This window comes from Streptomyces sp. NPDC050422 (assembly GCF_044458665.1).
GTDB lineage: Bacteria > Actinomycetota > Actinomycetes > Streptomycetales > Streptomycetaceae > Streptomyces.
The window spans coordinates 13,453-37,518 of the sequence record NZ_JBITIE010000033.1 but is presented as its reverse complement, the minus strand read 5'-3'; the positions used below and the strand labels follow the sequence as shown (position 1 = coordinate 37,518).

General features: G+C 70.8%; 24 protein-coding genes and 4 pseudogenes. 12 read left to right on the top strand and 16 right to left on the bottom strand.

The annotated features are described in order from the left end of the window. Positions 1–18: 18 nt before the first annotated feature. The 7 genes and pseudogenes from ACIBJG_RS35890 to ACIBJG_RS35860 all read right to left on the bottom strand — a co-directional run. Positions 19–204, bottom strand: a pseudogene (locus ACIBJG_RS35890) (IS256 family transposase); the annotation flags it as partial. A gap of 46 nt (positions 205–250) precedes the next feature. Further along, a pseudogene (locus ACIBJG_RS35885) lies at positions 251–478 on the bottom strand (GNAT family N-acetyltransferase); the annotation flags it as partial. A 533-nt stretch (positions 479–1,011) separates the two neighbouring features. Then, on the bottom strand, positions 1,012–1,260 hold the full coding sequence (locus tag ACIBJG_RS35880; RefSeq protein WP_399314188.1) for a hypothetical protein: 249 nt from the start codon (positions 1,258–1,260) through the stop codon (positions 1,012–1,014). Positions 1,261–2,001: 741 nt separating this feature from the next. After that, positions 2,002–2,556, bottom strand: a complete 555-nt coding sequence (locus ACIBJG_RS35875; RefSeq protein WP_399314134.1) for a hypothetical protein — start codon at positions 2,554–2,556, stop codon at positions 2,002–2,004. A gap of 188 nt (positions 2,557–2,744) precedes the next feature. Next, positions 2,745–3,749: an NADP-dependent oxidoreductase gene (locus ACIBJG_RS35870; RefSeq protein ID WP_399314132.1), complete on the bottom strand. Its 1,005-nt coding sequence runs from the start codon at positions 3,747–3,749 to the stop codon at positions 2,745–2,747. A 135-nt stretch (positions 3,750–3,884) separates the two neighbouring features. Further along, complete coding sequence (locus ACIBJG_RS35865) at positions 3,885–4,940, bottom strand: aldo/keto reductase (RefSeq protein ID WP_399314130.1); 1,056 nt, start codon at positions 4,938–4,940, stop codon at positions 3,885–3,887. Positions 4,941–4,997: 57 nt separating this feature from the next. Next, positions 4,998–5,690 (bottom strand): SDR family oxidoreductase, encoded by a 693-nt coding sequence (locus ACIBJG_RS35860; RefSeq protein ID WP_399314128.1) that lies wholly within the window; start codon positions 5,688–5,690, stop codon positions 4,998–5,000. Between the two features lie 116 nt (positions 5,691–5,806). Here ACIBJG_RS35860 and ACIBJG_RS35855 point away from each other — a divergent pair, with 116 nt between their 5' ends. Next, positions 5,807–6,367 carry a TetR/AcrR family transcriptional regulator gene (locus ACIBJG_RS35855; RefSeq protein ID WP_399314127.1) on the top strand — a complete coding sequence of 187 codons (561 nt, stop codon included), beginning with the start codon at positions 5,807–5,809 and terminating at the stop codon, positions 6,365–6,367. A 213-nt stretch (positions 6,368–6,580) separates the two neighbouring features. Here ACIBJG_RS35855 and ACIBJG_RS35850 read toward each other — a convergent pair whose 3' ends face one another. Next, positions 6,581–7,171 carry a TetR/AcrR family transcriptional regulator gene (locus tag ACIBJG_RS35850; RefSeq protein WP_399314125.1) on the bottom strand — a complete coding sequence of 197 codons (591 nt, stop codon included), beginning with the start codon at positions 7,169–7,171 and terminating at the stop codon, positions 6,581–6,583. A gap of 201 nt (positions 7,172–7,372) precedes the next feature. On the opposite strand from ACIBJG_RS35850, the gene ACIBJG_RS35845 reads away from it, so the two are divergent. From ACIBJG_RS35845 to ACIBJG_RS35835, 3 genes and pseudogenes are all read left to right on the top strand, one after another. After that, the gene (locus ACIBJG_RS35845) at positions 7,373–8,305 is read left to right on the top strand and encodes an alpha/beta fold hydrolase (RefSeq protein WP_399314123.1); all 933 of its coding nucleotides are present in this window, start codon (positions 7,373–7,375) and stop codon (positions 8,303–8,305) included. A 135-nt stretch (positions 8,306–8,440) separates the two neighbouring features. Beyond that, positions 8,441–8,643 (top strand): annotated as a pseudogene (locus tag ACIBJG_RS35840) (MarR family transcriptional regulator); the annotation flags it as partial. Between the two features lie 287 nt (positions 8,644–8,930). Continuing rightward, positions 8,931–9,146 carry a DUF6243 family protein gene (locus ACIBJG_RS35835; RefSeq protein WP_399314122.1) on the top strand — a complete coding sequence of 72 codons (216 nt, stop codon included), beginning with the start codon at positions 8,931–8,933 and terminating at the stop codon, positions 9,144–9,146. 186 nt (positions 9,147–9,332) lie between these two features. Here ACIBJG_RS35835 and ACIBJG_RS35830 read toward each other — a convergent pair whose 3' ends face one another. After that, positions 9,333–9,977, bottom strand: coding sequence for a LysE family translocator (locus ACIBJG_RS35830; RefSeq protein WP_399314120.1), 645 nt, complete (start codon positions 9,975–9,977; stop codon positions 9,333–9,335). Between the two features lie 139 nt (positions 9,978–10,116). Further along, positions 10,117–11,145, bottom strand: coding sequence for a LacI family DNA-binding transcriptional regulator (locus tag ACIBJG_RS35825; protein ID WP_399314118.1), 1,029 nt, complete (start codon positions 11,143–11,145; stop codon positions 10,117–10,119). Between the two features lie 109 nt (positions 11,146–11,254). Here ACIBJG_RS35825 and ACIBJG_RS35820 point away from each other — a divergent pair, with 109 nt between their 5' ends. Both ACIBJG_RS35820 and ACIBJG_RS35815 read left to right on the top strand, forming a co-directional pair. Next, positions 11,255–12,106, top strand: coding sequence for a phytanoyl-CoA dioxygenase family protein (locus ACIBJG_RS35820; protein ID WP_399314116.1), 852 nt, complete (start codon positions 11,255–11,257; stop codon positions 12,104–12,106). 165 nt (positions 12,107–12,271) lie between these two features. Then, positions 12,272–13,642 carry a DEAD/DEAH box helicase gene (locus ACIBJG_RS35815; protein WP_399314115.1) on the top strand — a complete coding sequence of 457 codons (1,371 nt, stop codon included), beginning with the start codon at positions 12,272–12,274 and terminating at the stop codon, positions 13,640–13,642. Positions 13,643–13,755: 113 nt separating this feature from the next. On the opposite strand, the gene ACIBJG_RS35810 is transcribed toward ACIBJG_RS35815, so the two are convergent. Further along, positions 13,756–14,331: a TetR/AcrR family transcriptional regulator gene (locus ACIBJG_RS35810; RefSeq protein ID WP_399314113.1), complete on the bottom strand. Its 576-nt coding sequence runs from the start codon at positions 14,329–14,331 to the stop codon at positions 13,756–13,758. 74 nt (positions 14,332–14,405) lie between these two features. On the opposite strand from ACIBJG_RS35810, the gene ACIBJG_RS35805 reads away from it, so the two are divergent. Beyond that, positions 14,406–15,455, top strand: coding sequence for a zinc-binding dehydrogenase (locus ACIBJG_RS35805; RefSeq protein WP_399314112.1), 1,050 nt, complete (start codon positions 14,406–14,408; stop codon positions 15,453–15,455). Positions 15,456–15,674: 219 nt separating this feature from the next. Then, the gene (locus ACIBJG_RS35800) at positions 15,675–16,901 is read left to right on the top strand and encodes a metallophosphoesterase (RefSeq protein ID WP_399314110.1); all 1,227 of its coding nucleotides are present in this window, start codon (positions 15,675–15,677) and stop codon (positions 16,899–16,901) included. Between the two features lie 97 nt (positions 16,902–16,998). Here the strand turns inward: ACIBJG_RS35800 and ACIBJG_RS35795 are convergent, their stop codons facing one another. The 3 genes and pseudogenes from ACIBJG_RS35795 to ACIBJG_RS35785 form a co-directional block, all read right to left on the bottom strand. Further along, complete coding sequence (locus ACIBJG_RS35795) at positions 16,999–17,832, bottom strand: PIG-L family deacetylase (RefSeq protein WP_399314109.1); 834 nt, start codon at positions 17,830–17,832, stop codon at positions 16,999–17,001. A 3-nt stretch (positions 17,833–17,835) separates the two neighbouring features. Then, positions 17,836–18,087, bottom strand: a complete 252-nt coding sequence (locus ACIBJG_RS35790) for a hypothetical protein (RefSeq protein ID WP_399314107.1) — start codon at positions 18,085–18,087, stop codon at positions 17,836–17,838. 93 nt (positions 18,088–18,180) lie between these two features. After that, positions 18,181–19,109: pseudogene (locus ACIBJG_RS35785) on the bottom strand (helix-turn-helix transcriptional regulator). Positions 19,110–19,271: 162 nt separating this feature from the next. Between ACIBJG_RS35785 and ACIBJG_RS35780 the strand changes: the two are divergent. The 4 genes from ACIBJG_RS35780 to ACIBJG_RS35765 all read left to right on the top strand — a co-directional run bounded on the left by ACIBJG_RS35780 (position 19,272) and on the right by ACIBJG_RS35765 (position 22,193). Continuing rightward, a complete protein-coding gene (locus tag ACIBJG_RS35780) occupies positions 19,272–19,631 on the top strand; it encodes a hypothetical protein (RefSeq protein ID WP_399314105.1) in 360 nt (119 codons plus the stop codon). Further along, entirely contained in the window at positions 19,628–20,176 is a 549-nt protein-coding gene (locus tag ACIBJG_RS35775) for an NIPSNAP family protein (RefSeq protein ID WP_399314103.1), read from the top strand. Before ACIBJG_RS35780 ends, ACIBJG_RS35775 begins: the two co-directional genes overlap by 4 nt. A 165-nt stretch (positions 20,177–20,341) precedes the next feature. Continuing rightward, the gene (locus ACIBJG_RS35770) at positions 20,342–21,232 is read left to right on the top strand and encodes a helix-turn-helix transcriptional regulator (protein WP_399314102.1); all 891 of its coding nucleotides are present in this window, start codon (positions 20,342–20,344) and stop codon (positions 21,230–21,232) included. A gap of 85 nt (positions 21,233–21,317) precedes the next feature. Further along, positions 21,318–22,193 carry a GNAT family N-acetyltransferase gene (locus tag ACIBJG_RS35765; protein ID WP_399314100.1) on the top strand — a complete coding sequence of 292 codons (876 nt, stop codon included), beginning with the start codon at positions 21,318–21,320 and terminating at the stop codon, positions 22,191–22,193. 19 nt (positions 22,194–22,212) lie between these two features. Here the strand turns inward: ACIBJG_RS35765 and ACIBJG_RS35760 are convergent, their stop codons facing one another. Both ACIBJG_RS35760 and ACIBJG_RS35755 read right to left on the bottom strand, forming a co-directional pair. Then, the gene (locus tag ACIBJG_RS35760) at positions 22,213–22,803 is read right to left on the bottom strand and encodes a hypothetical protein (protein ID WP_399314099.1); all 591 of its coding nucleotides are present in this window, start codon (positions 22,801–22,803) and stop codon (positions 22,213–22,215) included. Positions 22,804–22,817: 14 nt separating this feature from the next. Then, on the bottom strand, positions 22,818–23,981 hold the full coding sequence (locus ACIBJG_RS35755; RefSeq protein WP_399314097.1) for an ROK family glucokinase: 1,164 nt from the start codon (positions 23,979–23,981) through the stop codon (positions 22,818–22,820). Positions 23,982–24,066 lie beyond the last annotated feature (85 nt).

Genomic DNA, 24,066 nt, shown 5'->3' with positions numbered 1-24,066 from the left:
ACGGGGCAGCCGGGTTGTTCACGCTGCGGTGACCTTGGGACGTTCGACGAGGTGACCGTTCTTGAAGCGGGCACCGTTGTGGACGAGGGCGACGAGGTGAGGTGCGGTGATCGCGCGCCAGCGGGCTTGGGCGGACTCGGCCAGCTTGAACACCATGGCCAGAGCCGCAGCCGCGCTGCCGGCCCCGCGGGTGACCTTCGTCCTCGGCCAGGGTGAGGCTCACCTCTCCAAGGACGCCGGGCTCATCGCGTCCGCAGACAGCGAGCGCCACCTTGTCCCCGTCGGCGCGCCAGGCCGTCTGCGCCGCACGCTCGGCGGCAACCTGCTCGCTGCGCTCACGCGTGTGCGCCGGCCGGTACAAGTAGCGTGCCACGCTCGGCAGGCTCTGGTAGGCGTACAGGTCGTCGGCGTCGCCGGGAGCGAACAGACGCAGCGACAACCGGGACGTGGCCAACGGCAGAAGCGAGGCAATGTCCATACGGACCTCCGGGACGCGGATGTGGGTCAAGTTGCGGGCGGATTGTCGCATTACGACTGCCCCACAGCCACGCCTTTTCAAGAGCAGCGGTCGGCAGCCGCACTTCACCACGAGGCGGGAGTTGTCTACTGACCCACGCGCCTAAGGGCTGCCCCGCAATTCCTGGCGGGCGCACGACGACAGCTACGGCACCTCGCCGCGTTGTCGAAACGCCCGAATACATCCAGTATGCGGGCGCCTCTCCGCCTTGCGATGCACCGCATCTGACGCCGCGCGCTGATCCACCAGGAATTGCGGGACAGCCCTTAGGGCTTGCAGGGAATTAACCTGCTGTCGAACACCCGGCCTGAGCTGTGGTGTCAAGACTGGCAACACGCAACTTATTCTTCTGCAAGCCCTTAGGGCGTACGTATAGGCCGCGGTGAATGACGATGCCGTTCTCCATCGCATCCTCGCCGGGGGTCCAGATGCATTCGACGGGGTGGGTGCTGCCGTCGCGCTCTCGCTGGTCTCGATCTCATACAGGGTCGTGGTCATGCGGTCACCCCTTCGACGACTGCGGCCAGGAGCGCGGTGACGTCGGTGACGTACGGGTCGGTGTAACTGACGCCGAACAGCGCGTCCTTCGCGGTGACCGTGAACCCGGGAATGACGGTGGCCGCCCGGCCCGCGAGCTCGGTGTTGAGACGGTCGGCGTCGTGGCAGGCGACCCAGGTCTGCAGATCCGCGTGTTCGCGTGGCCGGTTCGCATGGAGTCTTGCGCTCTGGCGACGGAACCGCACCGGGAAGGCAGACCGCTTCCGTGCGGGTGTTCTCCGGGGCGTTGGCCGCGAGCATGTCTAGCACCTCCTGCATGGGGGCGGGCATGAAGAACCGCTCCGCACCCTCGCGTCCCAGAGCCTGGTGCTCAGTGACGAAGGGCCGCATCGTGTTCTCGTAGGCCGTGAACGCCGCCGTGCGGTCGCCGCACAGGTCCATCACACCCGCGCCTGCCCCTTCCGACAGGACTCCCTGGGCCTGCGCCTGTTCGGCGACCGCAGCGTCATCAAGTCCATGACCGTCTGGAAGATGGGCAACATGACCGACCGACCTGACCACACGGACAGGTAGCAGGGCAGCTACCGGTTTCCCGTGTCCACAACCTGTTCGGTCCGCGGCCTCGTGGCTCCGGACCGAACAGGCGTTTTCAGATGATCGGGTGCGCGGGGGCCACCTTCAAGGCGGCGGCGAAGATCGGCAACGGCGGGAACACGTACACCTGGCTGCAGTGACCCTGTCCCAACCTGGCGGACGATCCTGTCTGTTGAGCTGACAGCACGAAGAAGCCCTTGGTAGACGGGTTTTCGACCGAACCTGACCCACCAGAGGCTTCACGGGCTTGTCCACCGATCCGGCATCGCCCCAGCTCCACCTTGCGGTTCCTGGCCAACCGGCTGCACACCCACCGCCGGCGGCGGGGCCCGCGGTGGCAGCGGCTGCCGCCGGGCCCTGCTGGTCCTGGCCCACCTGCGGAAGGGCGACACCTACGAGCAGCTCGCACGCCGGGGCCGGGGGAAGCCGGACCGGTCAGGCCCAGGAGACCTCGCGGCGCGGGTTCCAGGTCCATGACGGCAGGGCCGGCGTGGTGCCGGACGGCTGAGGGGTGCCGTGGATCGCGGGGTCCCACGCCGCACCTGAAGGAGGAGGTCGGCACGGGCCGCGTCGTCCAGGTTCTTCAGGTCCACGGTCCACGGCTCACCGTGGTACAGGTCGTTCGTGAGCGTCGCCCCGGCGCCGACGAGGTTGGCGACGCCGCCCCGGTAGTCGAGTACGAGTTGGGCGTCGGCCAGGTCGGCGAAGGCGGCGCAGTCGCTGGTGATCCGCCACTGGCCGGTCCCCGCCGGGGCGATCTGCGGGGCGGCCGGGGCCGCGCCCAGCCGGTAGGTGTAACGGCTGAACGGGGCGCCGGCGGAGCCCGCGTTCCAGCCGGTGGCCGGGGTCAGGCCGGTGCCCGGGAAGACGTCCGCGGGGATCTCGGCCCCGGCTCGCGCGGCGGTACGAACAGTGCCTTCTGCACCATCGACCGGATCAACGTCCACGACTGACCCGATACGTTCCCTTACCGTCCGGCCCGAATCCCCACCGGAAAAGGGCCGGACAAATGGGTCAGGACGCACCGTCCGCCGGGGACTGGACGGTGCGCTCATGGCTGTGTCCTGGGGAGAGTGGGGTGTGCGGGGTCTTCTCGTGGTCCGAGGTGACTGGCGCCCTGGGCTCGTTCCCGCCCTCACGTCATCGTGACGACGATTTTGCCGGCCTTTGCCCGTCCCTTCTCCACGTATTCCATGGCCTGGAGGGTTTCGTCGAACGGGAAGACGCGGTCGACGACGGGACGGATCTTCCCGGCGTCGATGAGGGGGGTGAGTTCGCGCAGCTGGTCGCCGCTCGCCTTCATGAAGAGAAATGAGTACGTCACGCCGTGGCGCTTGGCGTTGCGCCGGGTTTTGAAGCTGAGCGCGGTCATGGCCAGGCGGAGGATCGGGTTCGCTCCGAGTTCGCGGGCGAAGGCCGGGTCGGGCGGGCCCGCGACGCTGATGGCCATCCCGCCGGGCTTCAGTACACGCAGGGACTTGGCGAGGTTGTCGCCGCCGAGGCTGTCGAGAACGACGTCGTAGTCGTCGAGGACTTCTTCGAAGTCCTGGGTGCGGTAGTCGATGACGACGTCCGCGCCCAGGTCCTTGGCCAGGCCGGCCTTGGCGGTGCTCACGGTGGTGGCCACGTGCGCGCCCAGCGCCTTGGCCAGTTGGACGGCGATGGAGCCGAGGCCGCCGGCGCCCGCGTGGACGAGGACCTTCTGGCCCGGTTGCACATGTGCCCGCTCGACCAGTGCCTGCCATGCGGTCAGGGCGACCAGAGGGAGGGAGGCCGCCTCGGCCATGGTGAGGGTGGCCGGTTTGGGTGCCAGGTCGTCCTGATGGACAGCGATGAGTTCGGCGAAGGTGCCGATGCGGTCCTTGTCGGGCCGGGCGTAGACCTCGTCGCCCACCGCGAAGTGGGTGACGGACGGGCCGACCCGGACGACCGTCCCGGCGAGGTCGTTGCCCAGAACGAGCGGGAGACGGTAGGGCAGGAACGCCTTGAAGTCGCCGTTGCGGATCCTGAGGTCCAGCGGGTTGACGCCCGCCGCGTGGATCTTGACCAGGACGTCGTCGGCACCCACCTGGGGGTCGGGTAGCTCGGCGGCGCGCATCCCTGCTCGGTCGCCGTACTTCTCGACCATGAAAGCCCTCAACGTCGTCTCCGTTCCGATTCCCGTCCGTGAAAGGGCGGGGTCTCCGCTCGCTCCGGGCTTTTCCCAGTACGAGATAGTTTGTTCGGTTCTTCTCACCGCGGCGCGGGCTCACGCGTCGTCAGCCGCGTTCACCCATCAGGCCACCGGCACGACCGGGGCGACGACGCGGTCGGCGGCGCCTCCCTGGAGGCGGTCCAAGGAGGATGCGATCTCCTCGTGGGGTGCGCCGAGCGGCACCGCGCTGACCTCGGCCAGGCGGGTGTACTGCGCGTCGGTCAGCTGGACGTCGAGGGCCCCGAGGTAGCTGTCGAGCTGGGAGAGGTTGCGCGGGCCGATGATCGGGACGAGCGTGGCCACGGAACGTGCGGCGCGCTCACGCACCCAGGCCACCGCCACCTGGGCGGGCGTCACGCCGGTCTCCTCGGCGATGGCCAGGACGGTGTCGACGACGGCGGTCTTCTGGCCGGTGCTCTCGGTTTGGATGACCCTGCCCAGGTCACTCAGGCGCCCCTCGGCGGAGCTGCGGTACTTGCCGGTGAGCAGTCCGCCGCCGAGTGGGGACCACAGGGCGGCGCCCAGGCCGAGGCTCTCGGCCATGGGCAGGAGTTCGCGGTCGGCGGTGCGTTCGACGAGGCTGTACTCGTGCTGGATGCCCACGATCGGGGCCCAGTTCTTCAGGTCCGCGAGGGTTACCGCGCGCGAGACGCGCCAGGCGGGGAAGTTGGACAGCGCGGCATGGTGGATCTTGCCGGCGCTCACCAGGTCGTCGAGTCCGCGCAGGAGTTCCTCCATCGGAGTGAGCTCGTCGGGGAAGTGCACCCACAGCAGGTCGATGCAGTCGGTGCCCAGGCGCTTCAGGCTGGCCTCCACCGAGGCGACCATGTTCTTGCGGCTGTTGCCGGTCTTGGAGATGTCCGGCTGCGGGGCGGCGCCGAGGGCGAACTTCGCGGCCACGACGAAGTGGTCGCGGTCGGCGGAGATCAGCTTTCCGGTCAGGTCCTCCGACTCGCCGAACTGGTAGCCGTCCGCGCTGTCGAGGAAGGTGCCGCCGGCCTCGGCGAACCGGTCGAAGATCCGGCGTGCCTCGGCCGGCTCGGCGCCCGCGCCCCAGCCGGTGCCGAAGTTCGCGGTGCCGAGCGCGTACTCGGACACGCGAAGTCCGGTCCGGTGACCGAAGGTCGTGTACCGCATGAGATGTCCTTGCATGAGGGGTGGGAAGGCGGTCGAGCCGGGGTGAGGGGGTGAGCGTCAACCCGCGTTCGGCTGGGGTGCCCCGGACAGGCTCTGCTTGACGTACCGGCTGGTCTCGTCGGCGAGGATCTCGGGCAGGCCGGTCTCGATGCCGCGCAGGGCCTGGGCCGCGACGTCGGCGGCGTCGACCTTCTGATCGGTGGGCACGTCGGCGGCCATGTCGGTGTCCATGTAGCCGACGTGCAGCGCCGAGACGGTGATCCCGCGCGGTGCCAGCTCCTCACGGGTCGCGTCGCTCAGCGCCCAGGCGGCGGCCTTGGAGGCGGCGTAGGAGCCGAGGCCGGCCGGGTGGAACCAGGACAGGGCGGACAGGACGTTGAGTACGGCGCCGCCGCCGTTGCCCTCGATGACGGGGGCGAAGACTCGGGTCGCGGCGAGCGGGCCGAAGAAGTTGGTCTCCATCTCCCGCCGCACCTCAGCCACGTCGCCTCCGATCAGCGTCGCACCGGTGGAGACGCCCGCGTTGTTGATCAGCAATGTCGTATCGGACGCCACGCGGGCGGCCTCTCGTATCGACGCCTCGTCCGTGACGTCCAGCCGCAGCGGGATGACGCCCGGCACGTCCACGGTCTCGGGGCGTCGGGCCGCGCCGTAGACCTTCGCGCCACGCTCGACGAGCTGGGTAGCCAGGTGCCGCCCCAAGCCCCGGTTGGCGCCGGTGACGACCACGACCGCGTTCTTCAATTCCATGACTGCTCCTGGTCCTGGCGGGCGCCCGTCGGACACCCGCAACAAATTAGATTATGCATCCAATCTAAACACGGGTCTATGATAGATGCCAGTCGACATCCAAACGGGAGGTTGTCATGGGCCGCGTATCGCAGGCACAGGCGGAGGAAAATCGCCGGCGGGTGGTGGACACCGCATCCCGGCTGTTCCGGGAGCAGGGCACGCAGGTCAGCGTCGCCGACCTGATGAAGGCGGCCGGCCTCACCCACGGCGCCTTCTACAAGCAGTTCGACTCCAAGGAGGCGCTCGTCGACGAGGCCACCGCCCACGCCTTCGCCGAGCTCAGCCAGCGCTACGCCGCGGGACTTGAGCGGTACGACGGGCAGCGCGAGGCCGCCCAGCAGGCGCTGATCGACACCTACCTCTCCGTCGAGCACCGCGACGGCCCGGCGGACGGCTGCCCGGTCGCCGCGCTCGCCACCGACATCGCACGCGAGGGCGGGGGACGGGAGGCCCGTCGCGTCTACGCCGAGGGGGTGGCCGACTTCGCCGATTTCCTCACCACCGACGACCAGGACGGCATCGTCCGCCTCTGCACCCTGTTCGGCGCACTGGTCCTGTCCCGGGCCACCAAGGACTCCCCGCTCTCCGGGGAGATCCTCGCCGCCGCGCACGCAGCCTTGACGGAAGCCGGCTGATCAAGGGCGCGGTGCGGATGCACGTCGACCACACTCGTGGGCGACGAGGCGTCCGCGGCCGGGCGGAGGCGGTGGGTGAAGGCCGCAGCAGGGCCTCCAAGCCGGCCGCGAACTCCGCGGGGCCCGCCCCGCTCGGCCATCCGGACGGCCGCCACCCGCAGGTGAGGCAGTTCACGCACGGCAGCCGGTGAGGGACCGGTCGGAACGAGCTCGTCAGCCGCTCGCGCCGATAGCCTGCGCAAGCGCGTCGAGGGTCACGTCGACGATGGCGCGCAACTGCTCCGCGCTCGCCCCGGTTCTGCTCATGACGGCAAGGGACTGATTCACCGCCGCGACGTGGAGGGCGAAAGCCTCGGCCCTCTCGTCATGCAGTCCGCCGGCCTTCAAAGCGGCGCGCAGTCGGGTGCGCTGGAAGCCGACCGCTTCCTTTGTGTGCGCAGCGACGCTCGAGCTCAGTACCGGTATCGCCATGGCGGATTGAGCCACCAGGCACCCGTCGGGCAGATCGGGGTTCGCGATGCGTTCCAGAGTGACCTCGAAGAACGCTCGCACGGCTGCGAGTGGACGATCGCCGGCGCAGGACAGCGCGGCGTCGTACTTCCCTCCGTAGCGCGTGGCATAGCGCTCCAGGCAGCGCAGGAACAGCGCGTCCTTGTCTCCGAGGGAGGAGTAGATGGAGCTTCGGTTGAGCCCGGTTGCCCGGGACAGGTCGTCCATCGACGTGTCGCCGTAGCCGGCCTGCCAGAACTGGATCATCGCGGCATCGAGCACTGCGTCGGTGTCGAACTGCTTCTTGCCTGCCATGCCGCATCTCCTTGCTGCCCAGCTCTTCTGTTGCCGATCATGCCATCTTGAACTAAATGGTTCAAGATGGCTAGGCTGATCACATGATCGCGCTCCGGCGCCGAACGACCGTCATCAAGGCCGCGCCGCGGACCCGTTCCGCGCCGTAGTTCACCGTCGGCACCGCCTTCGCCGCGCACCCCACACCCATGGAGGAAGACCATGACTGCCCCTGCGGCCACCGCCCGCGTCTCCGGCAACCCGGTCCCCGACCTGCCACTGCTCGGCCTGGCCGGGTTCACTCACCAGTGGGTCGAGGCGGACGGTGTCCGACTTCATGTGGTGGAGGGCGGCCGGCCGGACTGCTCGACCGTCGTGCTCCTCGCGGGATTCCCGCAGACCTGCTGGGCATGGCGAAAGGTCATGGCCTCCCTGACCGACCGCCACCACGTCATCGCGATCGACCTGCCGGGCCAGGGCCACTCCGAACGGCCGGAAGGCAGCTACGACACGCACACGGTCGCCGCGTACGTCCACACCGCGGTGACAGCACTCGGAGTGTCGACGTACTGGTTGGCCGCCCACGACATCGGGGCGTGGGTCGCCTTCTCCCTTGCGCTGAAGTACGAGAGCCGGCTGCGTGGCGTCGCGCTGCTCGACGCGGGGATACCGGGCATCACGCTCCCCGACACCATCCCGACCGACCCCGAAAGGGCGTGGAAGACCTGGCACTTCGCATTCCACCTCGTGCCCCACCTGCCCGAGACACTGCTCGCAGGCCGCGAACGCGAGTACGTCGGCTGGTTCCTGAAGGCCAAGGCCCTCTCCCCCGACACCTTCGACGAGGCCGAGATCGAGCAGTACGCCAAGGCCCTCGCCGCTGACGGCGGACTTCGCGCCTCCCTGGCCTACTACCGGGACGCCGCCGAATCGGCGCGGAAGAACCACGAGATCCTTGAACGACAGCACCTGACGCTGCCGGTTCTCGGGATTTCCAGCAGCCACGGCTCCATTCCTGACATGGCAGCTTCCATCAGGCCGTGGGCCGACAACGCCACCGGCGTCGTCGTGCCGGACGCGGGACACTTCATCCCGGACGAGCAGCCTGACGCCGTCGCTGCCGCTCTGGCCAGGTTCATCGCTGAACGCGACTGACGCCCGCACCACCGCTTACGTCGACACTTTCCCCCTCGGAAGACCTCGACCGCCGCTCCCGGCGCCGGAGCGGTCGGTTCTCGCGCTTCGGGCGCCATCGCGGCCTTCGGGGAGCGGTGATCGTCCGGTGGCGCCAGGCCGGCGGAGGCGCCGTCGGGAAGGTTCTTCCCGCACGGCTCACGCCCCGCGGCCGACAGAGCCTGGAGAAGGCGACCGTAGCGGTCCGGTCCGTCGAGGTCAGAATGCTGGGCGGCATGACCGAGACCGAGCAGTCGGGCGCGTTCCGGATCCTGCGGAGCATGATCCACTCCCTGCGCGACGGCAACGACGGTGCATAGCTCGTGCCTCGGCGCACGTATCCCCGCGCCCGGACACGACTGCCGAGCGTGGAATGCCGTTCAGGCGACTCCGAAACCCGACAGCCCCGACTGCGCCCTCTTCCGCGAGGAGCCCGAGAAGGTTGGTGCGCGGGGCCGACGGAACCGGGTAACGTCTTTGTCATGTTCTTCCAGACACCGATTTACGAGTGAGAGCGTGATGGGCCCCCGCTGACGTCCTTCGACGTCGCCGCCCGTCCTCCACCGATGAATCCGTAGATCACTTCACATCATTACCGGGAGAACCCGTGACCGTAAGCAAGAACATCAACAACCCCGTGGGCATGGGCGGCGGCCAGCGCAAGAGGCTGTCCCGCGCCGAACGGCAGAACAACGGCCCGCACCGCAACCTCGACCGCCAGGGCGCGGCCGACCAGAAGGCGGAGCTGGTGCGCAAGATGCGCGAAAAGGCAGAGGCGGCCAAGGCCGCCGGGCAGGCGGGCGACGACGCCGCACAGAGCTGACGCACCGCCGCCGCAGGACGGCACCGCACGACAGCAGGGCCTGGACCGCGTATCGCGGTCCGGGCCCTGCTGTCGTACCGGGGCTCCACTGCCCCACCGGGCTCGGCCGGCCCCCATCGGCTGACCGGCCGGCCATGGAGACGTCTCGCGCTGCCGGCGCGGCCCTCCCGACCGCGCGGGCCCGGCTCAGGCGGAGGCAGCAGTGCGGGACAGCGCGGTGCGCAGCGCGAAGGCGCCGAGCAGGCCGCCCGCCGCGAACCGCTGGGCGGTCATGGCGCGGGGGCGGGCGGCCAGGAACCCCGACACCCGCGCTGCGCCCAGCATGATCAGAGCGTTCACGGAGATCCCGACGACGATCTGCACACCACCGAGCTGGAGCAGTTGCCCCCAGGCCGGGCCTGCCTGCGGGTCCAGGAACTGGGGGAGCAGCGCGGCATACATGAGAGCGATCTTGGGGTTGAGCAGGTTGGTCAGCAGCCCCATCGAGAACAGGCGGGCGTCGGAGACCGGAGGCAGGTCCTGGGCCGGCGCGAAGGGCGAGCGGCCGCCGGGCTTGAGCATGCTCCAGGCGAGGTACGCCAGATAGGCGGCCCCGGCAAGCTTGACCACCGTGAAGGCCACCGGCACGGCGGCGAACAACGCGGACAGGCCGGCAGCAGCGGCCAGCAGGTAGCACACGAATGCCACGGCGGTCCCGCTGAGGCTGACCAGGCCCGCCCGGCGGCCCTGCGTGATCGCGCGGGAGGCGAGGTGGATCATGTTCGGTCCCGGAGTGAGCGCCATGCCCAGTTCCACGAGTGCCACGCCTCCGACGGCGGTCATAGTGATCACCGGTCAACCCCCAGGTCGTTCGTCGAGTATTCGATACGGAATGGTCACCCCGCCGCGTCCCCCGTGGCCGCTCCACCCAGCACGCTGCGCGCTTCCGACAGGGGCGACGGAACCATAACCGTCCGTCGCGGCCGGCGAACTACTCGGATGCCTCCGCCTCCGCCACAGTGCTTCCGCGTACGAGCAGCCGGTGCGGAATCGTCAGACTGGCGGCGGGCACCTCGTTGAGCGGGCTGTAGACGCGGTCTGCCAGGCACTGCAGGGCACGCTGGGCGATCTGCCGCTTGTCGGGCGAGACGGTGGTCAGGGGCGGGTGGCTGAACCGGCCGTCCTCGACGTCGTCGAATCCGACGACGGCCAGTTGCTCCGGCATGCGGATGCCTCTCAGGCGCGCCATGTGCATGGCGCCCAGCGCCAGTTCGTCGCTGAACGCGAACACGGCGTCGGGGACGGTTTCGCCGTCGAGGAGTTCGGCCATGGCCCGGGCGCCGTCCGCCCGGTGCAGTGAGGTCACGGCCCGCTCCCATTCCGGCCTGGTCGGGATGCCGGCCCGCTGCAGCGCCCTGCGGTAGCCCTCGGTGCGCTGTTGTGCGGTGCCGTTCCGCAGATGCGGCTGGAGCCCGATCGCGGCGACGCGGCGACGCCCCAGCCCCAGCAGATGAGTGGTCGCCTCGTCCGCCGCGGCCACGCTGTCCACCGCCACATGGTCCGCCTTGCCCTGGGAGCTGCGTTCGCCGAGCAGCACGATGGGCAGGGTGTGCGCGGTGGAGGTCAGCTCATCCGCCGTCAGTGCCCAGGGGCTGATGATCAGCCCGTCCATCACCCGGCCGCTGTCACCGGTCAGCAGCCGTCGTTCGAACTCGGCGTTTCCCCGCGTCTGCTCGATGATCACGGTCCATGAGCGGCGACGCGCCTCCTCGACCAGGAGCCCAGCGAGCTCTCCGAAGTAGGGCGAGTGGAGCTCCGGGATGGCCAGCCCGATGATTCCGGTGCGGCCGGCCCGCAGGCTGCGAGCCGCGAGGTTGGGGCGGTACCCCAGCTCGTCGATCGCCTCCTGCACCCGCTGACGCGTCTGCGCCGCGACCCGGGCGGATCCGTTCACCACGTTCGACACGGTGCGCGCCGAAACGCCGGCACGGGCCGCTACGTCCTTCAGGCTGCTGCTCATCCGCCCATCGTGGCATGCCGTGCCGGCTGCGGATGCATCTCACCGCGAGGTATTGCCACGTTGAAATCAACGATGCAATATGGGGCCGACCCCATTGCAAGGAGGACGCATGAGCCCGCACCCGTACCCCGGAGTCACGCCGACCGACCTCGACGTCGATGTGTCGTCCGACGTCGCGGCTCTGTACTCGGACGGCATCACCGCCCGAAAGGGCGCCTTCTCCCCCGAGTGGGCCGACCGGCTCCGCGAGGACATCGAGGCGGCCTTCCGGGAGGCTCTCGCGCGCCCCGGGGGTGCGGTCGGACGCGGCCCGCACCGCTACTACGTGGAAATGCACCCCGAGCAGCTCCGCGGCTTCGTGGACCTCGTCGACCACCCCTGGGTGCGGTCGGTGTGCACCGCCGCGCTCGGTCCCGACTACCGCATCGTCGAGCTGGGCTTCGACGTACCGCTCGAAGGCGCCGTCAACCAGCCCTGGCACCGGGACTTCCCCATGCCCGAGGAGACGCGCGCCGAGCGGCGGCTGACGTCCCTGGCGTTCAACGTGACCGCTGTGGACACGGAGGAGGACATGGGCCCCTTCGAGATCGCGCCAGGCACCCAGTGGGACGACAGCCCGGAGTTCGGGCACGGCATGTTCCCGCCCCGCTCGCACTACTCCCGCTACGAAGAGCGGGCCGTGCGCAAGTTTCCCCGGCGCGGGGACATTTCAGCCCGTACCGCCCTCACCATCCACCGCGGTACCAGGAACGACTCCGCGAAGTCCCGCCCTGTGCTCGTCCTGGGAGTGGACGGCCCCGAAGCCGCCAACGGTGACCGGCACGACACTGCCGCGACCCGGGCCTACTGGGAAGCGCTTCCGGAGCGCGTCCGGCGTCACCTGGACTGTGCGGTCGTCGACGTGTTGGAGCCGGTTACGCAGAAGCACACCATCGAGGGCCTGGTCATGGGCGAGGCCTGATCCGCCCGCCCGGGCGCGGCAGGCGGATCGGCCGGAGAGCGGCCGGACCGGAATGCGCCGGGGCCCCCGCTGGTAAACTGGGGGCACGCTTCGAAATCGTTGGGGCCCGTACCGAGGGGTACGGGCCCCGGCGCGTTCCGGCGCCAGACCGAGGAAGGTTCCCCCATGAACGCGAAGCCGCCGGCCCCGAAGGGCGAACTCACCACGCCGCAGACGGCTGACCGCGGCCTGCCGCCGGTCGACTCCTTCGCCGCCCTCGGGCTTCCGCCGGAACTCACGGCGACGTTGACCGGCCTCGGCGTGACGGAGCCCTTCCCGATCCAGGCGGCGACCCTGCCCAACGCGCTGGCCGGCCGTGACGTCCTCGGCCGCGCACGGACAGGATCCGGCAAGACGCTTGCCTTCGGGCTCGCGCTGCTGGCGCGGACGGCAGGCATGCGAGCGGAGTCGAAGCGGCCGCTCGCGCTGGTCCTGGTGCCGACCCGGGAGCTCGCGCAGCAGGTGAGCGACGCGCTGGCACCGTACGCACAGGCACTGAACGTGCGGCTGGCGACGGTGGTCGGCGGGCTGGCGATCAACCGGCAGGCGGCGCTGCTGCGGACCGGCGCCGAAGTGGTCGTGGCGACGCCGGGGCGGCTCGCCGACCTCGTATCGCGTCGTTCCTGTGATCTGCAGCAGGTGCGGATCACGGTGCTGGACGAGGCGGACCAGATGTGCGACCTGGGGTTCCTGCCGCAGGTCTCGGAAATCCTGGACCAGGTCCGCTCCGACGGACAGCGGCTGCTCTTCTCGGCCACGCTCGACCGCAACGTCGACCAGTTGGTGCGGAACTATCTGCATGAGCCGGTAGTGACCTCGCTCGACCGTGTGGCGGGTTCGGTCAGCACGATGGAACACCATGTGCTGAACATCCACCCCGCCGACAAGTACGCGACCGCGACCGAAATCGCCGCGCGGGACGGCCGGGTGCTGATGTTCCTGGACACCAAGGCCGGTGTGGACCAGTTCACCCGGCACCTGCGGGCCGGCGGCATCCGGGCCGGCGCCCTGCACAGCGGCAAGTCGCAGCCCCAACGCACGCACACGCTCGCACAGTTCAAGAGCGGCGAGATCACCGTGCTGGTGGCCACCGATGTCGCGGCGCGAGGCATTCACATCGAGGCGCTCGACCTCGTCGTCAACGTCGACCCGCCGGCCGACGCGAAGGACTACCTGCACCGCGGTGGGCGTACGGCTCGCGCCGGGGAGTCCGGGAGCGTGGTCACGCTGGTCATGCCGAACCAGCGGCGGGACGTCAACCGGATCATGACCGAGGCCCGTATCCGGCCGACTGTCACCCAGGTGCGCTCCGGCGAGGAGAAGCTGACCGCCATCACCGGGGCGAGGCGCCCTCCGATCGAGGGGAAGGGCAGCGGCAACGCCCCCTTCCGCGGCATGGGCGCGCGTCCGGGCCGCCCCAAGGAGTCCCGCAGGACGGCCGACGCCCGCAAGGCGGCGGAAGCACGCGCGGCGGCCCGGGTACGCAAGGGCCGCTGACCCGGACTGACTTGCCGCAAGCGCGCCGAGCGACTCCGAGGCCGCTGCCCGCTGCGTCCTGTCCGCTGCCCGCCCGAGCGTCGGTCAGGGGTGGTCAGGCTGCCGAAAACGCTCTAGCGACCGGGCGGTGTGCCGGCTCGAACCAGGACCCGCGCCAGGTCGGTACTCTCCGAGAGGGTGTCCAGGGAGAGGGGCTGCGTGGCGACAGCACCCTCATGCAGGACGAGGAGCTGGGTGGCGAGGGTGGCCGGGCGCGAACACCCCGCTGTGGCGGCGAGTTCCTTGAACAGGTCCAGCAGCCAGAGCTTCTGGTTCGCGGCTATGCGGTACGCGGGGTGCGAGGGATCCGGGAGTTCGGCGAGTGCGTTGATGAAGGCGCATCCCCGGGTGTTGGTCCCGCTCCAGGTCCGCAGTGCCTCGAAGGGGGCGGTGACGGCCTCGGCGGGAGTGCCGGCGCCGTCGACGGCGACACGGACGAGCGACCGCCAGCGCTGGTCGCGCTTCGTGAGGTAGACCGCCACGAGATGGTCCTTCGAACCGAACTGGTTGTACAGGGTCCGCTTGGTCACGCCTGAGTGCTCGGCGATCAGGTCCACGCCGACCGCCGTGATGCCGCGGTGGTAGAACAACTCCTCGGCAGCCGCCACGATGCGGCGACCCGCCGGCGTCAGAGGGCGCGCTTCCTGCATGACAGGTCCCTTCACAGATCGGTGTACGGTAGGAGATGTTCACAGATCAGTATACCCGCGAGGAGGTCCATGCGATGAGTGAGTCCCAGTTCATGCGAGCGGTGCGCATCACGGGGCACGGAGGGCCGGAGGTCCTTGAACCGACGGAGGTCGCCGTCCCCGTCCCTCTGGCAGGGGAGGTGCTGGTCCAGGTCAGCGCGGTGGCGCTGAACAACACCGACCTGTGGACCCGGGAGGGGGCCTACGGCCGCCCGGACGACCCGAAGGCGCTGTCGGGCTGGCGCGGCCCGATCGACTTCCCGCGCATCCAGGGCGCCGACGTGGCCGGCCGGGTCGTGGCCGTCGGAACCGGCGTGACGGGGAGCCTCGTAGGACGCCGTGTGGTCGTCGATCCCGCGATCTACGACACCGAAGGGCCGGACGCCAACCCGGTGGGTCTGATGGGGAGCGAACGCGACGGCGGATACGCCGAGTACGTGACAGCGCAGGCGGAACGTGTGCACGACGTGACGGGATCCCCGCTCACGGACGACCAGCTCGCGACGTTGCCGACCGCCTACGGCACGGCGCTGGGCATGATCGAGCGCGGCCGGCTGCAGACGGGAGAAACCGCCCTGGTCTCGGGAGCCTCCGGCGGCGTCGGCCTCGCGCTCGTGCAGATCGCCCGTGCGCGCGGCGCGAGGGTGCTCGCCATCAGCAGCGGGTCCAAGATCGATGCGGTGCGCGCAGCAGGCGCCCATGAGGTCATCGACCGCGCAGGAGACGTCGCCGAGCAGATCCGTGCCGCCGCCCCGGGTGGCATCGACGTCGCACTCGACGTCGTGGCCGGAGAGCTGGTGAGTGAGGGGCTGCCGCTGTTGCGCGAAGGGGGCCGGTGGGTCGTCGCCGGCGCGCTCGGTGGATACGACGTGACCTTCGATGTGCGTCGTCTCTACCTGCACAACGCCCAGGTCATCGGGTCCTCGATGCACACGCCCACGCACTTCGGCCTCCTCATGGACCTCGCCCGTCGGGCAGAGGTCCAGCCCGTCATCGCCGCGGCCTTCCCGCTGGACCGGGCCGCTCAGGCGCAGGAGGAACTCTCCCGCAGGGGCCACGTGGGCAAGATCGTCATGCACCCCTGAGTTCCCTCCGACGTCATGAACCCCTGAGTTCCCTCCGCGGGATCACCGGCGGAGCGGGTCTTCACCGTCACCGACACCCATGCCGGCGGCGCTCTCGGGGAGGCGTTTCGGCGCGAGGCGACGCCTGTGCGGCCTCCTGCCCACCCATCTCCGGCTCAGGTCATCAGGGGGACCGGGTACAGTGCCCGCCGGCAGTCTGATTACTCGAGGAGCGGAAGCGTGACCGACACCGACGAAGCCCGATCCGCGGACGGTGCGGCTCATGCGACCGAGCAGAGTCGACTGCGCCGCCTGATGCGCTACATCCCTCTGATCGCGCCCGTCCTGCTGTGGGCCGTGCCTTGCTGGGTCCTGCTGCACGCCGGCCAGCACTGGCCGCTCCCCGTGGCGCTGGGCGGCACCGCCGTGTTCCTCATCGGCTTGGTCGCCATGCCGCTCGCGATGATGCGCGGCCACGGCCGGCGCCAGCAGGACTGGGCCGCGATCGTCGGAGACACCCTCCTCGGGGCCGCCTGGGTCCTGTTCACCTGGTCCGTCCTGCTCGGCGCCCTGCTGCGCCTCGCCCTGACCGTGGCGAGCGTGGGCGACGGACAGAGCCGGGCCCGGCTCGTCGGCTGGGTGGTCCTCGGCGTATCCGCCGCGCTGCTCGCCTGGGGGTACGCCGAGGCCCGCCGGGTGCCACGGGTGCGCCAGGTCGACGTCCGACTCCCGCGACTGGGAGCCGGACTGGACGGCACCCGGGTCGCCCTCATCACCGACACCCACTACGGCCCGCTCGACCGCGCCCGCTGGTCGGAGCGGGTGTGCGCCAAGGTCAACACCCTGGAGGCGGACCTGGTCTGCCACACCGGCGACATCGCGGACGGCACGGCCGACCGCCGCCGCGCCCAGGCCGCTCCGCTCGGCACCGTGCGAGCCACCCGGGCCCGGGTCTACGTCACCGGAAACCACGAGTACTACAGCGAGGCCCAGGGCTGGGTCGACCTGATGGACGAACTGGGCTGGGAGCCGCTGCGCAACCGTCATCTGCTGCTCGAACGCGGCGGCGACACCCTTGTGGTCGCCGGAGTGGATGATGTCACCGCCGAGTCCTCCGGCCTTGCCGGCCACCGGGCCCACCTCGCCGGAGCCCTGAACGGCGCCGACCCCGACCTGCCCGTCCTCCTCCTGGCCCACCAGCCCAAGTTCGTCGACCGGGCCGCAGCAGAGGGCATCGACCTCCAGCTCTCGGGCCACACCCACGGCGGCCAGATCTGGCCCTTCCACCACCTCGTCCGCATCGACCAGCCCGCCCTCGCCGGCCTCAGCCGCCACGGCGCCCGGACCCTCCTCTACACCAGCCGCGGCACCGGTTTCTGGGGCCCGCCGTTCCGCGTCTTCGCCCCCAGCGAGATCACCCTGCTCGTACTCCGCTCCCCGCAGCCGCCTTCAGCACAGCCGCTCTGAGCGGGGGCCCCGGAGCTCAGCGCCCGGCAGCGCGTGGGCGGCGGCCCCCACACCGCGCGCCGGTTCGGCCGGGGCCGCGCGCCCGAACCTCGGGCGGTCAGCGCAGTCCGGCGAAGAGATCGTTCTCGGGGACGGCCGCGCCGGTGGCGTCCTTGACCCGTACGAAGGTCTCCAGGCCCATGAACTCGCCGAACCTCTCCTTGCCCATCTTGAGGAAGAAGATGTTCTCGCCCTGACTGGCGTGCGCGGCCAGCGCGTCGAACTTCTGACCGCTGAACGCGGTGGTGTCCACCCACGTGGTGATCTCGTCGTCGGGGAGGCCGATCTCGGCCATCGCGGCGGCCTCGGCAGGGTCCGGCTCCGGCATGTCCTCATGGAACTCGCGCATGGTCTCCCCGAACCGCTGCATCATCGAACGGGGCATCGTCGTCCAGTACACCTTCGGTGTCAGCCCCGTCATCTCCAGCGCCGCCATCGTGATGCGGTTGGCCTGGATGTGGTCGGGGTGACCGTAGAAGCCGTTCTCGTCGTACGTGACGACCACATCGGGCCGGTAGTGGCGCATGAGTTCCGCGAGCCGGGCAGCGCCTTCCTCCACGGGGGTCCGCCAGAAGGATCCGGGGGCGTCGTTGCTGGGCCAGCCCATCATTCCGGAGTCGGCATAGTCCAGCATCTCCAGATCGCTGACCTTCAGGACCTCACAGCTCGCCTCCAGTTCCTGCCGACGCATCAACGCGACGGCCTCCGGATCGTGCCCGGGGCCGCCCGGCTTGGCACCCCCCGGTCCGTCACCGCAACCGCCGTCGGTACACGTCACAAGAACGGTGCGGATGCCTTCCGCCGCGTACTGCGCGAGGACCCCTCCGGTTCCGGTGGCCTCGTCGTCGGGGTGGGCGTGCACTGCCATGAGCGTCAGCGGCCGGTCAGTCATGAATCAGTCCTCCTGCAGAAATACGTCGTGGTCCGGGCCGGCGGCAGGCGTACCGCGGCCCTGGGGCCGGATCCCGGCGGAGCGGGCGACCTCGCGGTCTCCGTGGTCCCTGCCCGCGGCGCCGGTCCCCCGTCGATGCAACCGTGCGGGCAGGACCGCCTGTTCCCGGCGCGGCCCCTTGATCTTCCGGACGTCGGTGTTCGACGCGAACGAGATGCGGGCGCGGCCGGCTTCCTCCGGCCGCTCTGCCCCCACGGGATCCCCTGCCGGTTCTGGCGGCAGAACGTTCGCAGCCGATGCGGGCCGGCGGGCGCCCGTCCGGTCGACAACTGCCGTACGCCGGGGCGGTCAACTCCCGTAGCTCTTCACCAGGGTGCGTACAGTCACGGCGATGCGGTCGCGGAGTTCGCCCGGGGCCAGGACCTCGATGTCGGTACCCAGCCGCAGGAACTCTCCGTGGGCGTGGTCGATCGACTCGATGGGCACCCGGGCGTCCGTCCATCCGTCGCTCGTGGGCGTCACGCCGAGACGGCGGGCGCCCTCCGGGGTGAGCCGTACCAGGGCGTGACCGGTGTGCAGTCGCGTCCGGAAGCCGGCCAGACAGCCGGCCCAGTACCCGGCCAGGTCGAAGCCTTCGCGCATGACGAACTCCTCCAGCGGCCGGAAGGCGAGGATCTGGTCGACCCGGTAGGTGCGGATCCCGGACGGCCCGCCCGCGACCAGGTACCAGCGGCCGGCCTTGAGGACGAGCCCGTACGGCTCCACCCGCGCCGCTCGATCTGCTCCGGCGCCCGCCAGCGCCGGTACCTCAGGAGCGCCGCCCGCCGTGCCCACACCGCGGCGGCGACCGGGGCCAGGTGTGGCGTGCGGTCGGCGTCGCCGTACCAGCCGGGGGCGTCGAGCAGGAAGCGTTCCTGAATGCGCCGGGCGTGCTCGCGCAGCTCTGCCGGAAGGGCGGCCCGCAGCTTGAGCTGGGCGGTGGCGAGCGCCTCGCCGAGGCCGAGCTCGGCGGCGGCGCCGGGGAGCGCGGCGAGGAAAGCGGCCTGCGCCTCGTCCGTGGTCAGTCCGGTGAGCCGGGTCCGGTAGCCGTCGACCAGCCGGTAGCCGCCCGCGTGGCCGGCGGCGCCGTACAGCGGGATACCGGCCGCGGCGAGCGCCTCGACGTCCCGGTAGACCGTACGGACGGAGACTTCCAGTTCCTCGGCCAGTTGCTGGGCCGTCATCCGGCCGCGGTTCTGGAGCAGCAGAAGCAGGGTGACCAGTCGGCTCGCGCGCATGACGCCCAGTATCCACTGACAAAAGGTGTCAGTGGAGTGCCCCTGGCTTGGGGCGCATGGACGACTCCGACTTCTGCACGGCACCTGGGACGTGGCCGACCGCCGTCTCACCGCACCGCTCGGACCGGGCCCCCACGTCTGGGCGGAGGTCCCCGGTCACGCGTGGTCCGGCCGCTGTTCGAGGGGGCCGGCAACATCGACGAGATCACGTTCCCCACGCTCGGCCGCCAGGGGGTGACCCTGCGGCTGTTCGACCGCGGTACGGGAAGCTGGTCGATCCACTGGTCCGACAGCCGGTCGGGCCGGCTGGATCCGCCGGTGACCGGCGCCTTCGCCGACGACCGCGGTGACTTCCACGGCGAGGACACCTACGACGGACGCCCGGTCCGGGTGCACTTCACCTGGTACCGGCTCGGCCCGGACACCGCCCGTTGGGAGCAGGAGTTCTCCGCCGACGACGGCCGCACCTGGGAGCTCAACTGGACCATGGACCTCACCCGCACCGGGCGTGCCGGCGCATGAGCATCGTCGAACTCCGGCAGTACACGCTGCGCCCCGGGGCCCGGGAGACGCTGATCGAGCTGTTCGAGCGCGAGTTCGTGACCGGCCAGCAGGCGGTCGGCATCACCGTCGGCGGCCGGTTCCGCGACCTGGACGACCCGGACCGATTCGTCTGGCTGCGCGCGTTCCCCGACATGACGCGGCGCCGGCGCTCGTTGGAGGCCTTCTACACGGGCCCGGTCTGGCGGGAGCACCGCGAGGCGGCCAACGCCACCATGCTCGACAGCGATGACGTCCTGCTGCTGCGCGGCCCGGGCTTCCCTGCGGAGCCCGGCGCCCGTGAGGTGGTCGCGACCGTCTGCCATCCGCCCGACGCGGCCTCCTTCGACGCGTACGCCTCCCGCCACCTGGGCCCGGGCCATGCCCTGCACCGCACCGAGCACGCCGAGAACGACTACCCCCTCCTCCCCGTCCGTACCGGGGAGGATGTCCGGGTCTGGTTCGGCCCGCCGGAGCGGCCGCCCTGGCCGGCCCGGCGGCTGCGGCTCGAACCGGTGGCAGCCTGACCGCTCGCGCCGGCGTACGGGGGCGGGGCGGGGGGCGTCGCGCAGGCCGACCGCGGGCGGAGACGTCATCCAGGTGACCGCCCCTCACCGCGGGCAGCCGGTCACCGTCGAGGGGTGTACCGGCAGTACATCCCTTCCGCGGCCCGCACGACGTACGGTCGAGGGGTGGACAACCAGCAAGAGGTCCGCGAGTTCCTGACCTCGCGACGAGCCAAGATCACCCCCGAGCAGGCGGGACTGGCCTCCGGCAGCAGACGCCGCGTCCCCGGCCTGCGCCGCAGCGAAGTCGCCGCGCTCGCCGACATGAGCGTCGAGTACTACGCCAAGCTCGAACGCGGCAGCCTCGCAGGCGTCTCCCCCGCCGTCCTCGAATCCGTCGCCCGTGCCCTTCGGCTCGACGACGCCGAGCGCACGCACCTGCTCCACCTGGCCCAGGCCGCCGACGGCTCCGACTCCCTCACCCGCCCCCGGCGCCGCCGCGCCAAAGGCCGGTGGACCCCGCACCGGAGCCTCCAGTGGACGCTGGACGCGATCACCGCCGGGCCCGCGTTCGTCCGTAACGGCCGCATGGACATCGTTGCCGGCAACCGGCTCGCCCGTGCCTTCTACAACGACGTCCACGCCGCACCCCACAACCAGGAGAACCTGGCCCGCTTCACGTTCCTCGACCCCGCCGCCCGCCGCTTCTACCCCGACTGGGAATCCGCCGCCGGCATCACCGTCGCCATCCTGCGCACCGAGGCCGGCCGCAATCCGCACGACAAGGATCTGCACGACCTCGTCGGCGAACTGTCCACCCGCTGCGACGAGTTCCGTACCCGGTGGGGCGCCCACAACGTGCGCGTCCACGGCACGGGAACCAAGAACTTCCACCACACCGCCGTCGGCGATCTCAGCCTCGCCTTCGAGGGTCTGGAGATGGCCGCCGAGCCCGGCCTGACCCTGACCGTCTACACCGCCGAACCGGGCTCATCCTCCGAGGAGGGTCTGCGTCTCCTCGCCATCTGGGCCGCCACTCGGGAAGCCGACGTCCCCACCGGGCGGACCTCCGGCTGACCTTCACCGGCCGGGGCCCTACGGCGGGGCAGCGAGCGCGTGGAAATTCGGGGGCGCCGCCCGCGAGCGAACGGGACCATGGGGCATGCATCCAGATCACTGGCACGTCACCGACGAGGTCGAGAGCTTCCTGTCGCGTGCGGGCGACTTCCTGCGCTCACGCCCTGCCCTGCACACCCTCCCCCTGACGGTGACCGAGACCCTGCGTACGCACGGACCCCACGCATACGGCGACGAGGCCCCCGCCTTCGGCATACTCGAGAGAGCGGGCGAGGTCCGCGCCACCTACTTCCGCACCCCGCCGCGCCACCTGAACGTCACCCCTCTCACGCCGGACGAATCCGACACGCTCGCCGCCCATCTGGCCGCCCTCGGCCACCCCCTCCCCGGCGTCGGCGCGGACCGCGACACCGCCGCCTCCTTCGCCGGGGCCTGGCAACGGCACACCGGCGCGACCCCGGCCCTGCACCAGCGCCAACGGCTGTACCGGCTCGGCACGCCCCTCGCGCCGGAGCCGCGCCCGGAAGGCCGCAGCCGGATCGCGGACGAACGGGACCGCGAGCAACTCATCCGCTGGCACGACGAGTTCGCCGCCGCCACCGGTGCCGCCCACTCCACCGGCGCCGCCTCCTGGGCCGACACACGCATCGCCGGCGGGCGCGTCACACTCTGGGAGACCCCGGACGGCGCCCCCGTCTCCATGGCCGGCGTGACCCCGATGGTCGCCGGTCAGATCAGGGTGGCGCCCGTCTACACCCCCGCGCACCTGCGCGGCCACGGCTACGCGGGCGCGGCGACGACCGAGGCCGGCCGGGCCGCGCTGGCGGCGGGTGCGGCGGAGGTGCTGCTGTTCACGGACCTGGCCAACCCCACGAGCAACGGCCTGTACCAGCGGATCGGGTACCGCCCGGTGACGGACTTCGCGGTGTACGACTTCCCGCACGCGTCGGACCTGTCCTGAACCGTCCGCCGGCTCCCGGTCAGGGGGTCGCGGCGGAGACGACGTAGACGACCGGTGCCATCGGGTCGGTCATGTCGACGGTGATGTCCTGCGTGGGGCGCGGGTCCTCGTTGGTGTGCGTGGTGCCCGCCCACGAGACGCCGTCGCCGAAGTACCAGCCCGCGATCTTCGTGTCGCGCTCGCCGACGGTGACCTTGCCGGTCTGCAGGGCGGCGCGGCCCGTGCCCACCTGGGTGAGGAAGCGGTCGAGACCATTGGACGTCGTGCGGAACTGCACGTACATCCGGCTGGCCTTCCAGTTGTTGGTCTCGTAGTACTGGACTTCCTTGGCGTCCCCGGGGAGTGGCACCTCGAAGATCCGGCGGAGCATCCGCGACGGCCAGCCCTCGCGGAGTCCCTGCGCCGCCGCCTCGGCCGCCTTGTCCTGCCCGGAGCGCCGGCTCTGGCCTGCGGAGATCAGCAGATAGCCGGCCGGGACGCCGATGAGCAGCACGATGATGGTCGCAGTGATCAGGCGCCGTCGGTTCGTCCGGCGCCGCTCCTCGGGCGTCGGCCCCTCGCCGGGCGGCGGGGACTGACGCGGCACGACGGGGTGCTCGGCTGCGGTCATGGGTGTGGGGATCCCTAGGGAGTGCGGGTGTTGCGCGTGTTACGGATGGTGCTGGCGGCCTGGTCGTAGATCTGGGCGTACCGCTCGTACCGCTCGACGCGTCGGCGGTTGGTGCGACGGAAGCGGCGAGCCACCAGCCTGGCGAGGTCGGCCGCGCCGACCATACCTGCCTCGGGGCCGAGCTGCGCCTTCGCGATCCGGGCCTCGGGGCGGTAGCCACGGCCGGTGAGGTGCCGTTTGAAGGCGTCCCTGGCCGGTCCGATCAGCAGGTCGTCGGCGGCGCTGACACCGCCTCCGATGACGAAGCAGGAGGGATCCAGCGCGGCGGCCAGATTGGCGATGCCGACGCCGAGCCACTGGCCGATGTCCTGGAGGAGCTCGATGCACATCGCATCGCCCTCGCGGGCCAGTTCGGTGATGAGCGGTCCGGTGATGTCGGGGATGTTGCCCTTGACCCGCTCGATGAGTCCATGGGCGACCGGGGAGTCCGCCGCGGCCAGTTCCCTGGCCTCCCGGACGAGGGCGTTCCCGGAGCTGTACTGCTCCCAGCAGCCGCGGTTGCCGCAGGGGCAGCGGTGGCCTCCGGGTACGACCTGCATGTGGCCGAACTCACCGGCGACGCCGTACTTGCCGCGCTTGACCTGACCGTCCTCCAGGATCGCGCCGCCGATGCCGGTGCCGAGCGTGATCATGACGAGGTGGTCCTCGCCGCGGCCGGCGCCGAAGCGCCATTCGGCCCAGGCGGCGGTGTTGGCGTCGTTGTCCACCATGACCGGGACGACGAGCCGGGAGGCGATGGCGTCGCGCAGGGGCTCGTCGCGCCAGGCCAGGTGCGGGGCGAACAGCACCTTGGAGCGGTCGGCGTCGACCCAGCCGGCCGCCCCGATGCCCACCGCGTGCACGTCGTGGCGGTCCGAGAGGTCCAGCACCAGCTCGACGATGGTGTCCTCGACGACTCTGGGGCTCTTGGACTTGTCGGGCGTCTCGGTCCGCAGGGTCTCCAGGATGTTGCCGTCGGCGTCGACGACGCCGGCCATCACCTTCGTCCCCCCGATGTCGATGCCGACCGTGGGCACCCTGGGCGCGGTGAGGTGCGAGCGCCGCTCCCTGGTGCCGACGGTCCGCAGGACGGTGGCGCGGGCGGAGCCGCGGTGCGTGAAGTCGCGGTACGTGCTCATCGTCCCTGCGGGGTCTGGGGGGCCGGCGGGTAGTGCTTCCGGCGGCGGACGGTGCCCGCCGGAGTCGATTCTGCCATTGCCGGCC

What these genes read in the sequence shown, in the direction of transcription:
- ACIBJG_RS35815 (WP_399314115.1), top strand. Translation starts at nt 12,272, where the DNA reads ATGAACGCGAAGCCGCCGGCCCCGAAGGGCGAACTCACCACGCCGCAG.
- ACIBJG_RS35775 (WP_399314103.1), top strand. Translation starts at nt 19,628, where the DNA reads ATGAGCATCGTCGAACTCCGGCAGTACACGCTGCGCCCCGGGGCCCGG.
- ACIBJG_RS35855 (WP_399314127.1), top strand. Translation starts at nt 5,807, where the DNA reads ATGGGCCGCGTATCGCAGGCACAGGCGGAGGAAAATCGCCGGCGGGTG.
- ACIBJG_RS35760 (WP_399314099.1), bottom strand. Translation starts at nt 22,803, where the DNA reads ATGACCGCAGCCGAGCACCCCGTCGTGCCGCGTCAGTCCCCGCCGCCC.
- ACIBJG_RS35860 (WP_399314128.1), bottom strand. Translation starts at nt 5,690, where the DNA reads ATGGAATTGAAGAACGCGGTCGTGGTCGTCACCGGCGCCAACCGGGGC.
- ACIBJG_RS35810 (WP_399314113.1), bottom strand. Translation starts at nt 14,331, where the DNA reads ATGCAGGAAGCGCGCCCTCTGACGCCGGCGGGTCGCCGCATCGTGGCG.
- ACIBJG_RS35845 (WP_399314123.1), top strand. Translation starts at nt 7,373, where the DNA reads ATGACTGCCCCTGCGGCCACCGCCCGCGTCTCCGGCAACCCGGTCCCC.
- ACIBJG_RS35825 (WP_399314118.1), bottom strand. Translation starts at nt 11,145, where the DNA reads ATGAGCAGCAGCCTGAAGGACGTAGCGGCCCGTGCCGGCGTTTCGGCG.
- ACIBJG_RS35795 (WP_399314109.1), bottom strand. Translation starts at nt 17,832, where the DNA reads ATGACTGACCGGCCGCTGACGCTCATGGCAGTGCACGCCCACCCCGAC.
- ACIBJG_RS35865 (WP_399314130.1), bottom strand. Translation starts at nt 4,940, where the DNA reads ATGCGGTACACGACCTTCGGTCACCGGACCGGACTTCGCGTGTCCGAG.
- ACIBJG_RS35850 (WP_399314125.1), bottom strand. Translation starts at nt 7,171, where the DNA reads ATGGCAGGCAAGAAGCAGTTCGACACCGACGCAGTGCTCGATGCCGCG.
- ACIBJG_RS35805 (WP_399314112.1), top strand. Translation starts at nt 14,406, where the DNA reads ATGAGTGAGTCCCAGTTCATGCGAGCGGTGCGCATCACGGGGCACGGA.
- ACIBJG_RS35765 (WP_399314100.1), top strand. Translation starts at nt 21,318, where the DNA reads ATGCATCCAGATCACTGGCACGTCACCGACGAGGTCGAGAGCTTCCTG.
- ACIBJG_RS35820 (WP_399314116.1), top strand. Translation starts at nt 11,255, where the DNA reads ATGAGCCCGCACCCGTACCCCGGAGTCACGCCGACCGACCTCGACGTC.
- ACIBJG_RS35755 (WP_399314097.1), bottom strand. Translation starts at nt 23,981, where the DNA reads ATGAGCACGTACCGCGACTTCACGCACCGCGGCTCCGCCCGCGCCACC.